The sequence below is a fragment of the Kosakonia cowanii JCM 10956 = DSM 18146 genome (genome assembly GCF_001975225.1).
Classification (GTDB): Bacteria; Pseudomonadota; Gammaproteobacteria; order Enterobacterales; family Enterobacteriaceae; genus Kosakonia; species Kosakonia cowanii.
The window spans coordinates 1,266,064-1,280,071 of record NZ_CP019445.1; the positions used below are offsets into that span (position 1 = coordinate 1,266,064).

Below are 14,008 nucleotides of genomic sequence, written 5' to 3' on the forward strand. Positions count from 1 at the left end.
CGCGAAAATCGTTCAAATTGATATTAAATTAACTGCAACGAATTATTCCGCGTTGCGCTTTGCTGGAAACTTTTAATCAGCCATCTACACTTACATTACTTTTTGTTTTACCGGGAAGTTATTACGCCAGGCCGCGAAACAGGTCCGCCTGGGTATTATCTGATTTCTTATTATTACGGAATAAAGATAACAACCGCTATGGGCTTCTACTTTTCCCGATTTGAAGATCGCAAACCGCCCGAGCCGCTGAAAACGCCGCGCTGGGCGATGATTACCTGGCAGATATTAGCGGTTGCGGCGCTGATTCTGGGTGCGAATTATATCTACTGGCGCTGGACGGCGTCGCTGAATATGGATGCCCTGTGGTACGCCATTCCGCTGGTATTAGCGGAAACGCTGGCGTGGATTGGTACGGTGTTATTTACCATCAACCTGTGGAAAGAGGAGGATCCGCCGCAAGCGCCGCCGCCACAGGAGATCAATGACTGCCTGGGCGCAGATGAAGCGGTCGAACCGCGCCCGGTGAAAGTGGATCTCTTTATCGCCACCTACTCCGAAGATGTTGAGCTGGTCAGGCTCTCCATCCGCGATGCGATGAAAATGGCGTACCCCTTTCCCCTCGATTACCGCGTGCATGTGCTGGATGACGGGCGACGCCCGGAGATGAAAGCCGTCTGCGACGAAGAGGGGGTCAATTACATTACCCGGCAGACCAATATCGGCTACAAAGCGGGTAACCTGCGCAACGGTCTTGAGCAGACCGACGGCGATTTTCTGGTGATTTGCGATGCTGACACCCGCGTCTTCCCGACCCTGCTCGCCCACACCCTCGGCTACTTCCGCAACCCGGATGTGGCGTGGGTGCAGACGCCTCAATGGTTTTACGACCTGCCCGCCGGGGAGAACCTCTCGCGCTGGCTGGAGCGAAAAACCGGCAAAGTGGGCTACGCCTTCGGCTGGCTGGCGCAGAAAATTGTCGGCCCGGTGACGATGGGACGCGATCCCTTTTTTAACGATCCGCGCATGTTTTACGATGTGATCCTGCGCCGCCGTAACTGGGCTAACGCCGCCTTCTGCTGCGGCGCGGCATCGGTGCACCGGCGCGAAGCGGTGATGCAAGCAGCGCTGCGCAGCTATGTCTGGACGGTGGAAGAGGAGATTGACCGCCATACGCGCGATATCCGCGATCCCGCCACCCGCGAGGCGCTCCAGGAGGCGATGCGCCCCCACGTCGCTTTCGATACTGAACTGACGCCCTATAAATTTCACGTCTCGGAAGATATCTACACCTCGATCCTGCTGCATGGCGATGCGGCGCGAAACTGGCGCTCGGTGATGCACCCGCGTATCGAATCAAAAATGCTATCGCCGCAAGATATGCTGACGTGGATGATCCAGCGCTTTAAGTATGCCGCCGGATCGCTCGATATTCTGTTTCATGACAATATCTTCAGCCGCCGCCGCTTTAAGCTCTCGCTGCCGCAAACCCTGATGTACGCCACCACCTTCTGGTCCTATATGGCCTGCGTCTGGAACGCCATTTTCCTGATTTCGCCGATTATCTACCTCTTCACCGGCATTCCGCCGGTGTCGGCCTGGTCGACGCCCTTTTATCTCCACTTCCTGCCCTTTTTTATCCTCTCGGAGCTGGCATTTATGTTTGGCACATGGGGCATTTCCGCCTGGGATGGGCGCGCATCCTATCTGTCGTTCTTCTCGATGAATCTGCGGGCGCTAAATACGGTGCTACGCGGCGAGCAGATCAAGTTTCACGTTACGCCGAAGGAGCGCCAGACCGGGCGCTTTCTCTACCTGGTGAAACCACAAATCGCCATCGTGCTGCTCACCCTGACCGGGCTGATTTGGGGCGGCATTCAGGTGGCGCGCGGCCAGGTGGATGACCCTTCCGGCTATGTCATCAATATCTTTTGGGGTGCCGTCAACATTGCCGCGATGTTGCCGCTGATCCTCGCCGCCATCTGGACGCCGGACGAAGAGGAGGCGCGAACATGAGAACGCGCGACGCACTGCTTTCTGCACGCAGTTACATCACTATCCTGCTCGGTTTTCTGCTCGGCTTCGCCATCGTGGTGTGGGTGGAAAAACAGATGCCGACCCGCGTTGAGAGCAGCGGTGGCATGGCGCTCAGTAAAGATTTCCCGCCGCTGCCCACCTCGCGTGCGCTCACCTTTGAGGAGGCGATCTGGGCGCGCGTGGCCTGGCAATATTACGTCAACAATACGCAACCCAACGGCCTGCCGAATGCCCAGGATGGGCAGGCGTGGTTCAGCTTATGGAGCGCGGGCAGCTATCTGCTGGCGGTGATTGCCGCACAACAGTTGCACATCCTCAGCGAAGCAGAGAGCGATGCGCGCATCAGCAATGCGCTGGCAACACTCGGCGGGCTGCCACTTACGCCGCAGGGCGTGCCAGCGGCCTACTATCACTCCGATACGCTGAAAATTCTCGGCAAACCGGAAAGCTCCGCCATCGGCATGGGCCGCCTGCTGGTGGCGCTGCAAACCCTGCTCTGGCGCTCGCCGCAGCACGCGGAGGCGGTGCGCGATCTCTTTAACCGCTGGCAGGTGGGCGCGCTTATCGTCACCAGCGGCGCAACGCAGGCCGCCGCGCCGCTGCATCACTGGGCGCTGGCCACCGATGAGCCGCGCAACAGCTTTGGCTATCGACTTTATGCCAGCCATACGCTGCGGCTGATCGACAGCGCCGCCGGGCTGGCAGTGACCAACCCGCCTGAGGGGCAGCAGATGATCGATATCGACGGCATTATGGTGCCCGATGAGGGGCTGCGCACACCGTGGGGACGCCAGCCTTCGCTCATTAGCCTCCCCTATCTGTTAACTGGCCTTGAGCTGGGCTTTGATGCGCAGAGCGCCGAAATTGCCTTTCGCATCATGCAGATCCAGCAGCGCCGCCACAGCCTGCGGGTGCGTAAACCGCCCATCAGTACCGACTATGCCGAACCCGCGCCGGACTTTATCAATGACCTGCCCAACCGCCAGCCTATCGACAATGAGGCGCTGCGCGATGCGCCGCCTGAGCTGACGGCGATCACCTCGACCCGCTCGGCCTTCGCCTGGTATGCCCTGTTTCGCAACAGCTGGAGCGAGGCCCTGCGCCAGCAAGCGCAGGTGCTGCAAGTGCCGGGCAAAGGGTGGCAGCGCGGGCATAACCTCAACAACAGCGTGAACAGCGTGATTGATGCCGACACCAATGCCATCGTGCTGGAGAGCCTGGCCTATATCGCCCACGGCCAGATGCTGTGCCTGGCCTGTTTTAACCCCGCGCCCCGTTCCCCTTCGTCAGCAGGAGCTACGCCATGAAGCTGAAAGCACTACTCTTTTTTCCCCTGTTGGCCGGGTTTATGGCGCTCTGGATGACGCTGAGCCAGGCGCGCGCTGGCGATCTTCCGGCATCGGACTATGCGCCGCGCAGCGGCAAGCTGACGGCGCAAGAGATGACGATGGCGAGAAACGCCTGGCAATACTTTGTCGCCAACTACCAGCCCACCACCGGGCTGGTTAACGCGGTAAACAAATACCCCTCCACCACCATGTGGGACAGCGGCTCCTACCTTGCTGCGCTGACGGCGGCACGCGAACTGGGGATTATCGATAAAGCGGAGTTTGATCGGCGGATGCTGAAGATCCTCGCCACCATCAACAAGCTGGATCTGTTTCGCAATGAGCTGCCCAACAAAGCCTATAACACCCTCACCGCACAGAAGGTGAACTACACCAACAAACCGGGCGAGATTGGCTTCTCGGCGCTTGATATCGGGCGCATGTTGATCTGGCTGAAGGTGATCAAAGAGCGCTACCCGGAGTATGGCAACAGTATCGATAACATCGTGCTGGGCTGGGATTTTAGCCATGCTGTTGACCCGTGCGGCACGCTCTACGGTGCTTACCTCGAAAATGGTCAGCCGAAGTATGTGCAGGAGGGGCGCCTCGGGTATGAGGAGTATGGTGCCGCCGGTTTCCAGCTGTGGGGCTTCAACACCTGCCAGGCGAGCCGACCGCAGCCCTATGAGCTGGCGGAAATTTACTGCGTGCTGGTGCCCTACGACACGCGCGATCCGCGCGCCACCTCGCAGCACAACTATGTGGTGACTGAATCCTATCTGCTTTACGGTCTTGAGTTCGGCTTTGATAACCCGAACGATCGCAACAACAGCCCGCGCAACTACTCCCATCCGTGGATGAAAAACTTCGCCGACCGCGTCTACCAGGCGCAGGAGAACCGCTACACCATTACCGGCGTGCTCACCGCACGCTCCGAGCACCAGCTCGATAAAGCCCCCTACTTCGTCTATGACACGGTCTACACCGATGGCTATGACTGGAACACCATCACCGATAAAGGGCAGTTTATGCCCAGCGCCGCCGCCGTCTCCCTGAAAGCGGCGCTCGGCATGTGGGTGCTGTGGGATTCCCCCTACACCGATCGCCTGATGAGCGCCATCGAGAACGCCAACGAAGAGGGCAAGGGTTACTACGAAGGGCTGTATGAGAATGGCGACGGCCCGATCAAAGAGTTCACCGCCAACAACAACGGCATCATGCTTGAGGCGCTGCTGTTCAAAAAAGAGGGCAAGCTGCTGCAATTCAACACCGATAACCCGAAAAACCGCAACTTCGCCCCGTCGCTGTGGGAGAAGAAGCTGGTCGATCTGTTTGAGGAGAACAACGCCCGCCGTAACCGACCGTTCCTTGAGAGCACGCCGTCGGTGAAAAACTGGTGTCAGCAGACCGGCACCACCCAGCGCACGAAACCTGCCTGCCAGGCGTGCCAGTGCGCCTCCTGTAATGCGGATGAGCCTGTGAAGCTGCCGCCGGTGACTGCGCAATGTCTAAAACCGTAGTTCGCTGGCTGGCGATCCTTCTGCTGCTGCTCGCCGCCTTTGCGCTATTTCGCGAGGGCGGCGCAGGCTGGCGCTGGCTGACGAAAGGGGCGTGGAACACCACCGCGCGCGTCAGCAGCCTGACGCCGCAGGAGCGCGAGTGGGCCGCCATCGCCTGGCGTTACTTCGTCAATAACACCCAGCCGCAAACCGGGCTGGTCAACGGCAGCGACAAGCAGCCGCGCGTTACGCTGTGGCAGATGGGCGACACGCTTATCGCCCTGCTGGCGGCAAAAGATCTCGATCTGGTTGATGATAAGGAGTTTGACGCGCGCCTCACCCGCCTGCTCGGCACCCTCAACCGGCTAATGCTTACCGATACCCGCACGCCCGGCAGGCTCTACTCCAGCCAGACGGCGACCATCGTCGACTTTAGCGGCAAGCCGGTGAAGAGCGGCTGGTCGGCGAAAGATATGGCGCGGTTGATGCTGGCGCTGCGCCTGACCGCCGAACGCGCGCCGCAGTACCGCGAGTATCTCGACAAAGTGATCCTGCGCTGGAATTTCTGCCCGGTCATGGATGGCGAAGGCGAGCTGTGGTCCGCCTCGCTGCAAAACGGCCAGCCGGTGGTGCGCGAAGAGCTGCGCCTCGGCGAGAGCGAATATGCCGCCAGCGCCTTCCGCCTGTGGGGTTTCCCGGCCGGGAAAGCGCTCACGCCGCCGTCAAAAAACGTCATCATCTACCAGCGCAGCCTGCCGGTGGATGCCCGCGATCCGCGCACTACCTGGCAGCCGTCAATCCTCTCAACGGTGCCAGCAATGTTGCCGGGGCTGGAGTTTGGCTGGCAGCCGCCGGGGCTGAGTGACGAGGTGCAAACCCTGCTGCGCGATCGGGCGCAGGGCGTCTGGCTGACACAGAAAACGCGCTGGGAAAAAGAGAAGATCCTCACCGCCCGCGCCGACTTCACCCTCGCGCAGGCACCGTGGCACGTGGAGGACAGCGTGTGGGGAAATGGCTATGCGTGGAACACCCTCGGCGATGACGGCAAATATTACCCGCGGCTGTCGCAGGTAACGACCAAAGCAGTGTTTGCCTTGTGGGTGTTGTGGGATACCGCCTACACCAATGCCCTGATGGCAGTGACGGAACACCTGAACGACCCCGAACGCGGCTGGTTTGAGGGACGCGTTGAAGCGACGGGCGATATCAACAAAATGGTGACGCTCTCCACCAACGCGATGGTGCTGGAGGCGCTGCTCTACAAAGCCAACGGCGGGCCGCTCTTTCGCGACGGTTTAATCGACGATGAGAGCTATTTCGTGCGCCGCACGACAGATGAATTTAACAAACCCGGCCTCTGCCTGCCGGGTGAACGCACCCCGAGGGCCGCGCCATGAAATTCTACCGCGATCTCTTTGAAGCGAGTCTGAGCCGCGTCTTCCCGGATGATGAGAAACGCGCCTTCTTTAACGCCTTCTACACCACCTTTATGCATATGTCGCCAGAGACAGAGCAGCACTTCGCCCGCCTTGAGAATGAAGAGGGGCAACAGCTGGTTTATAAGAGCTTCTTTGCCATGCTGGCGGTCGACGGCGCGCTGTTTGTGCCCGATTTCCTCGAGCGGCTGGCACGCGAACAGAGCACCGACGGCCTGCGTTTGCCGCCGCGCTTTTTTGCCCTCTGGCGGGAAGCGATGTTGATTACCGTGCGCCAGCGCGACCCGCAGTGCGATGAAGAGACGCTGACCGCGTGGGCGATGGCGATTGCGCCGGGGCTGGAGTACCTGCGCCGCCAGGCAGAACTGCACTACCAGGCCGGGGAGGCATCATGACAGCCTGCCATTTTGACCTCAACGCCCTGCCCGCGGCGGTGCTGATCTACGATCGCCACGAGCAGCTGCTGGCGTGGAATGGCCAGGTAGAGGCGTTTTACCCGACGCTTGCCGGCGGGCTAAAGCCGGGCGCGACGCTGCAAAGCCTGGCAGAGAAGTTTATCGACGCGGCCTATAACACCGACCCGAGCCGCCGCCAGACGCTGCGCGAGGCGATCATTCGCAACTGCCGCCAGGATAGCCACCGCGAAGTGCGCCAGGCCGGGCAGCGCCGCCTGTTTGTTCAGCACCAGCGCCTGGCGGATGGCAGCATCGTCAGCCTGCACAGCGACATCACGCAGCTGGATGAAGCCCAGCGCTCGCGCCAGCAGTTGCACGATGATTTCCTGCTCACCGCCGACTCTATTCATATTGGTATCTGGGACTGGCAGATCTCGGCCGACAATTTGCAGGTCAACGACACGCTGCTGACGATGATCGGCCTTCCGCGCAGCCAGTGGCACCATCCGGCGCGCTTTCTGCTCAGTCTGGTACATGAAGAGGATCGCGCCCGCCTGCGCCAGGCGATGCAGGGCTCAACCCGCCACCACGTTCCGGTGTTTGAGTGTGAAATCCGCGTTCGCCATCAGAGCGAGGAGTGGCGCTGGATGCTGCTCTCCGGCCAGGTGGTAACGCTGACCATGCAGGGCGATGCGGAGCGGGTGATCGGTACGTTGCAGGATATCACCCGCCGTAAAGAGGCGGAGCTGCTGGCCATTGAAGCGGCGAAGGTGGCACGCGATGCCAACGAGGCGAAGAGCGCCTTTCTGGCGAATATGAGCCATGAAATTCGCACGCCGATGAACGGTATCCTCGGCATGACGCAACTCTGTCTCGACACGCAGCTCAGCAGCGAGCAGCGGGAGTACCTCTCGCTGGTGATGAGTTCGGCGCAGTCGCTGCTGCATATCATCAATGACATTCTCGACTTTTCGAAAATCGAGGCGGGCAAAATTATTCTCGATGAGGAGCCGCTGGAGATCCGCCCCTTTATCCAGGCGTTGATCCGCCCGCATATGCCCGCCGCCAGCGAAAAAGGCATTGAACTGCTGGTCGATATCGATCCCGCCGTGCCGGAGGTCGTCTCCATCGATGGCCCCCGACTGCGGCAGATCCTCACCAATCTGCTCGGCAACGCGCTGAAATTTACCCATCAGGGGGAAGTGGTGCTCGCCATCTCGCCGGGCGAGGAGTCTGGTAGCTGGCGGTTTGCGGTGCGCGACAGCGGCATCGGCATTCCCGCCGAAAAGCAGCAGGCGATCTTCGAAGCCTTCAGCCAGGCAGACAGCTCCACCACCCGCCGCTATGGCGGCACCGGGCTGGGGCTGACCATCTCCGCTCGGCTGGTGAAGATGATGGGCGGCGAGCTGGCTGTGACCAGTGAACCGGGCGTGGGCAGCGAGTTCGCGTTCGGCTTAACGCTGGTAAGCCAGCCTGCCGCGCTGGCGGCAATGCAGATGACGCGTTTTAGCGGCGAGCGGGTGCTGGTGGTGGATGATAACAGCACCAACCTGCGCCTGCTGGAGACGATGCTGACGCAGATGGGGCTGGTGCCGCACTGCGTCGATAACGCCCACCAGGCACTGCGCCTGACGGCAGAGAGCGAACCCTTTCCGCTGATCCTGCTTGATGCGCAGATGCCGGAGATGGATGGCATCTCGCTGGCGCTGGAGCTTTCGGTGCTGCCGCAGGCGAGCCAGAGCCGCATCATTATGCTCAGCTCGATGAACCGCCACTTCGATGCGCGCATGCTTAAACGCATCGGCATCGCCCACTACCTGCATAAACCGGTGGCGCAAAGCGAGCTAAACCAGGCGATCGCCAGCGTGCTGGCACCGGGTCGCCTGCCGGATCCGGTTGCCGTCGAACAGCCTGTCGCGCCGCAAGTGGCAGCCAGCGCGCTGCGTATTCTGCTGGCGGAAGATAATCTGGTGAACCAGAAACTGGCGCTGCGTCTGCTGGAGCGTCTCGGCCATCATGCCGAGGTGGTTGATGACGGGCGTGCGGCGCTCGATCGCTGGCATGAAGGGGGCTGGGATCTGATCCTGATGGATCTGCAAATGCCCGGCATGGATGGCGAAACGGCGATCCGCCTGCTGCGGGAAGAGGAAAGTATGCATGCGCTCAGCCACCAGCCGGTGATCGCCATGACCGCGCACGCCATGCAGGGCGATAAAGAGCGCTGCCTGGCAATGGGGTTTGATGGCTATATCGCAAAGCCAGTAAGCCAGCAGGCGCTGCACGATGAGCTGACCCGCATCACGCAACGTGACGATGAAGGGTTGCCCACGCAGAGCGCCCTGCTGACGCAGTGTGCCGACGATGCTGAACTGGTTAACGAGCTGCTGGCCCTGTTTAGCGAAAGCGTCGGGACAATGCAGGCCAGGATTGCCGATGCCATTCACACCAACGATCGCGACGGCCTGCGGCGCGCGGCGCATAAACTGCGCGGCGAGGCGATCGCCCTCGATTTCACCCGTCTGAGCCAGCTGCTGCAACAGCTTGAGAGTCAGGCCATCAGCCTCGATCACCAGGCGCTGGATAACCTGCACACGACACTTCGCGAGGAGTTTGTGCGCGTTGAAGCGTGGCTGCAACGCCGGGAGGCAAACCATGATGCGTAACGCGCTGCTGCTGTCGTTCTTACTCTCAACCCAGGCTTTTGCCACCGCGCTGCCCGTCACCTGGTCCCTTGCCGGAGAGTGGCGCGTGCACGATGCTAACGATCCCGCTTTCGATGGCGTCAGCGCCTCCAGCGCCGACTGGCGCACCCTGCGTGTGCCCGCCAACTGGTACAGCGACGGGCTGGATCACCAGGGCGCGCTCTGGTACCGGCACAGCTTTACCCTGCCAGAGCAGTCTGCCGATACGCTGGCAACGCTGGTGTTTGACGGCGTCGACTACCTTGCCGACGTGACGCTGAACGGCCAGCGGCTGGCGCACCATGAGGGCTACTATCAGCGCTTCCCGGTGGATGTCAGCCAGGCGCTACGCCGCCATAACCAGCTGACGGTGCGCGTCGATAGCCCGTTTGAAGATCCAAAAACTATCTGGCCGCTGCATAAAACCATGGTCAAAGGGGTGCTGAACCAGCATGACACTCGCCCTGGCGGTGCCTGGTCGGCGCAGGGGCAGGATGCCAACTCCGGCGGCATCTGGGCACCGGTCCGGCTGCACCTTAGCCGCGGCGCGGCAATTGATGAAGTCATCCTGCGCCCGCAGTGGCAACAGGGGCTGGCGAAGCCAATGCTGCGCGCCGAGATCCGCTACCGGGCGAAACAGGCCGGGCCGGTGACGCTGCGCCTGGCGGCGAAGCCGGATAATTTTTATGGTCGTGACTACCGCCAGGAATTTCCCGTCACACTTGAGACAGGCGACAGCAAGGTGCTGACGGTGACGCTGCCGATGGAAGCCGCCAGGCTCTGGTGGCCGGTGGGTCACGGTAAACCCAACCTCTACCGCGTTCGCGCCTCGCTCATCGATCGGCAAGGGGTGATGGATACCGCCGTCACGCGCACTGGCCTGCGCAAAATGGAGGAAGCGCCGGATAACAAAGGCTGGCGCATCAACGATAAGCGCCTGTTTGTGAAGGGCAGCAACTATATCGGCTCGCCGTGGCTCGGCACCATGACGCGCGCCAAGTATCGCCAGGATTTCGAACTGGTAACGGGGATGAACGCCAATGCGATACGCGTGCATGGTCATGTCGCCGGGCGCGCGCTGTATGACGTCGCCGATGAGATGGGGCTGATGATCTGGCAGGATGTGCCGTTGCAGTGGGGCTATAACAACAGTAGCGAATTTGCCGATAACGCCGCGCGCCAGACGCGGGAGATGGTGGCACAGTTCGGCAACTCACCAGCGATTGTGGCCTGGGGTGGGCACAACGAGCCGCCGTGGAACTCGCCGTGGATGGAGAAGCGCTTTAAAGACTGGAATAAAGATCTTAACCGCGAGCTGACGCAGAAAGTGGCGGACGCGCTGGCCGAGGACACCTCGCGCATCGTGCACCGCTTCTCCGCCGTGGAGGAGCACTACTGGCAGGGGTGGTATTTCGGCACCATGCGCGATGTGCTGGCTCCGGCGAAAACCGGCATCATTACCGAGTTTGGCGCTCAGGCGCTGCCGCGCCTCTCGACCCTCAAAACCATTATTCCCGCCAGCGAGATGTGGCCGAAGAGTACCGATGCGAAAGATCCCGGCTGGGATCGCTGGAAGTATCACAACTTCCAGCCGTTCCAGACCTTTGGCTTTGCCAACGTGCCGCGCGGCGAGAATATTCAGCAAACCATCGATAATACCCAGCGCTACCAGGCGCAGCTGGTGGCAATGGCGGCAGAGAGCTATCGCCGCCAGCGTTATCAACCGGTTACCGCCCTGTTCCACTTTATGTTTGTCGAGACCTGGCCGTCGATCAACTGGGGCGTCGTTGACTATCTGCGTCAGCCGAAAGCGGGCTACTACGCGCTGAAAACTGCCTATCAACCGCTGCTGCCCTCTATCGAGCCGGTCACGGCAAACTGGCAGACCAATAAAGCGAATATCTTGCGGCTGTGGGCAATTAACGATAGCTGGTCGGCCTGCGAAAAGTGCACGCTGAAGTGGCGCATCACGCAAAACGACAACAGTCTGGAGAACGGTGAGCTGCCGCTGACCCTCGAAGCGGATTCCGGCCAGATGGTGAAAGAGGTTTCGGTAACCCCCACCGCGCCCGGCGAAGCCAGGATCGCCTACTGGATTGAAGACCAGCAGGGCAAAGTGGTCGGTAAAAACGCACGCGTGGAAGCAGTGACCGCCGCACCGTGACAGGTGCGGCCATAACCTTTACTCTGCTGGTTATCGCAATGTCCTTACCCTGGAGCATCGATGACAACAGAGAATCTGGCGCAAATGGGCGCCGCGCGGGTGGTGAAGCGGGTTAACGCCACCGGAATAGCCGTGATTGAGAAAGCGCCGGTCAGCAAGGTTGAGTACGCCTTCTACCACCAGGTTGCGCCCGAGCTAAACCGCGCGGAAATCCTTACCCCAGCCTTGCTGGCAGCCGATGCCAGCACGCGCGCCCTCACCCTTGAAGCGATTCCCTACCCTGTTAGCCAGCAAAATGTCGCGAACGACGCTATCGTGTCGATGCTGGCACGGTTACACCGCTTTGCGCCGGATAAGAACTGGAACTATCACCCCCATCGCTGGCCCGACGCGCAGCTGGCGCTGAGCCTGCAACTGCTCGCCTTGCCGGAAGAGGCCGCCAGCGTGCTGCGCCGCTGCCAGCGCGAGAGCGACAGGCTTTTTGCCGAAGCGGGCCTGATTTCTGGCGACAGTAATGCTGGCAACTGGGGGCAGCGCGAGAACGGCGAGTTTGTGCTGTTTGACTGGGAGCGGTTCAGCACCGGTCACCCGGCCATTGATTTAGCCCCGCTGATTAAAGGCATGGGCACGCCTGAGGAGTATCGACACCTCGCGGCGCGCTACTGCCGATTTAATCCGCGGTCGGAAAACGATCTCGCTCGCGATATTGCCTTAGCGAAAGCGTGGATTGTCAGCGAAGTGATTACGCTCCTTCACAAGCGACAGAAAGCGGATTTTCCGCGTTTTCAGCACTGGTATCGCAGCTATTTGCCCGACTGGCTGAGGGAAGTGGAAAAAATGAAGTGAGCCAATAATTGAGACTGCCGGCGGGGTTATTCGGATAATAAAAGCCTAATAGCGGCAAAATATCATACGTTTCTCCCGACGCAATTGTTTACTCCTTATTTCTGGTAGGTTGTATTTAAGATTATACTCATTACCCTTTCAGTCAAATGGGATAGTCACGTATGAATAACTGATAGCGTAATGATATAAATGATAAGAATAACAAGGATCGTTAAACCTTCAGTTGAATTAACCGATTATGCCGCGTCATTTTCGCCTTTTCGTACGCTCCTCGAAACCTATTTACCCGCCTCTATCCAAAATTTATATGCCCGCCCGGTTATCGCCGATGATGGTGCCGTTGAGTGGTATAGCGATATTAATGGTCAGCCGCGCCGCTTACTCGATCTGAGTGAAACCGAGCAGAGCCGCGCCCGCACCGTGCTGGAACAGCGTCTCGACAGCGTTCGGGCACTGCATCAGAAGCTGGCGCAAAACGGGAGCGAGCCAGAAACAATGCTGCGCCTGCTACAGGCGGCCACCCACTCTCCTGCACCTGAGCAGGTGTGGGTGATCGACGGCCATCCGGTCATCGTCCCACCTGCGGAGGGCGCGCCCCGCGCCGCTGCCGCCGCCACCACTGCCGCTGCCGTCTCAAGGCGTCGCTGGTGGCCGTGGCTTTTACTTCTGGCTCTGCTTATCGCCCTGATTCTGTTGCTGCTGTCACGCTGTTCGCCACTGCACGAAACAGCAGCACCCGTCACGCCCGCGCCACCAGCTGTAACGCCCGGCGAGCCGGTGAAACCTGAAACGACACCCGCCCCGCACGCGCCGGTAAAACCCACCAAAGCGGTCTGCCCGGCGCAGCGAACCCAACAGCAAGCCCCTGAAATGGTTGTGATTATGGACGCCTCCGGTTCGATGGCTATCACCATGGATGCCACGCAGGATGAGTTGATCAGCTGGAACCAGGGGAAATATGTCGAGAATATCGAACGTGAACCGCGCCGTATCTCGCTGGCGCGTAACGCGGCCAAAGGCATTATTGACACTATCCCGCGCGATATGAACATCAGCCTGGTGGCGGCGGAAAACTGCCGTCAGGTCTCCCTGTCGCCCAGCTTCCCGTTTGCCCAGCGATCGGCGCTGAAAAAGCGCATTGAAGGTATTCAACCGGTCGGTAAAACGCCTCTCGCCGAAGCCTTAGCACTGGCGGGCAAAAAAGTGGATGGGGTTAACCGCGATGCGATTATTTTGCTGGTTTCCGACGGAGATGAAACCTGCGGCGGCGATCCCTGCCAGGTTGCCCGCGAGCTGAAAAAGAGTAAACCGCGCCTGCAGGTGAATGTCGTCGATATTATGAGCACCGGTGCAGGAAATTGTATTGCCAGCAGCACCGGCGGCAAAGTTTTTGCCGTCAACAATACCCGGGAATTTAAGCAGATCATGAAAAAGGCGATGCAAGAATATATTCCTGAGGGCTGCGAATAATATTCACAGAGAGAAACTATTAGGCACGCCGGTATTTTTTTCGCGTAATACATTGCCGCGTAAAATTTCCCTTAGTGCTAAATAAAATGCGCTTAACGCCGATAACGCTTTAACGTTTTCGCATTTTCCCATGCTGAGATGAGCAATTTAACCCT

At 59.8% G+C, this 14,008-nt stretch carries 9 protein-coding genes; all 9 read left to right on the top strand.

The annotated features are described in order from the left end of the window. Positions 1-198 precede the first annotated feature (198 nt). The 9 genes from BWI95_RS05935 (at position 199) to BWI95_RS05975 (ending at position 13,853) form a co-directional block, all read left to right on the top strand. Positions 199-2,013 carry a glycosyltransferase family 2 protein gene (locus BWI95_RS05935; RefSeq protein WP_076769162.1) on the top strand — a complete coding sequence of 605 codons (1,815 nt, stop codon included), beginning with the start codon at positions 199-201 and terminating at the stop codon, positions 2,011-2,013. Next, positions 2,010-3,341 carry a DUF3131 domain-containing protein gene (locus BWI95_RS05940; RefSeq protein ID WP_076769163.1) on the top strand — a complete coding sequence of 444 codons (1,332 nt, stop codon included), beginning with the start codon at positions 2,010-2,012 and terminating at the stop codon, positions 3,339-3,341. Before BWI95_RS05935 ends, BWI95_RS05940 begins: the two co-directional genes overlap by 4 nt. Beyond that, positions 3,338-4,882: a DUF3131 domain-containing protein gene (locus BWI95_RS05945; protein WP_042718269.1), complete on the top strand. Its 1,545-nt coding sequence runs from the start codon at positions 3,338-3,340 to the stop codon at positions 4,880-4,882. Before BWI95_RS05940 ends, BWI95_RS05945 begins: the two co-directional genes overlap by 4 nt. Further along, complete coding sequence (locus BWI95_RS05950) at positions 4,867-6,258, top strand: DUF3131 domain-containing protein (protein ID WP_054803564.1); 1,392 nt, start codon at positions 4,867-4,869, stop codon at positions 6,256-6,258. Before BWI95_RS05945 ends, BWI95_RS05950 begins: the two co-directional genes overlap by 16 nt. Continuing rightward, positions 6,255-6,692, top strand: coding sequence for a globin family protein (locus BWI95_RS05955; protein ID WP_023480827.1), 438 nt, complete (start codon positions 6,255-6,257; stop codon positions 6,690-6,692). The genes BWI95_RS05950 and BWI95_RS05955 overlap by 4 nt, the downstream gene beginning before the upstream one ends. Continuing rightward, positions 6,686-9,355 carry a hybrid sensor histidine kinase/response regulator gene (locus tag BWI95_RS05960; RefSeq protein WP_415859154.1) on the top strand — a complete coding sequence of 890 codons (2,670 nt, stop codon included), beginning with the start codon at positions 6,686-6,688 and terminating at the stop codon, positions 9,353-9,355. Before BWI95_RS05955 ends, BWI95_RS05960 begins: the two co-directional genes overlap by 7 nt. Further along, complete coding sequence (locus BWI95_RS05965) at positions 9,345-11,537, top strand: glycoside hydrolase family 2 protein (RefSeq protein ID WP_076769164.1); 2,193 nt, start codon at positions 9,345-9,347, stop codon at positions 11,535-11,537. Before BWI95_RS05960 ends, BWI95_RS05965 begins: the two co-directional genes overlap by 11 nt. Before the next feature lie 60 nt (positions 11,538-11,597). Further along, positions 11,598-12,383, top strand: a complete 786-nt coding sequence (locus tag BWI95_RS05970; RefSeq protein ID WP_054803567.1) for a phosphotransferase — start codon at positions 11,598-11,600, stop codon at positions 12,381-12,383. A 189-nt stretch (positions 12,384-12,572) separates the two neighbouring features. Beyond that, positions 12,573-13,853, top strand: coding sequence for a VWA domain-containing protein (locus tag BWI95_RS05975; RefSeq protein WP_076769165.1), 1,281 nt, complete (start codon positions 12,573-12,575; stop codon positions 13,851-13,853). Positions 13,854-14,008 lie beyond the last annotated feature (155 nt).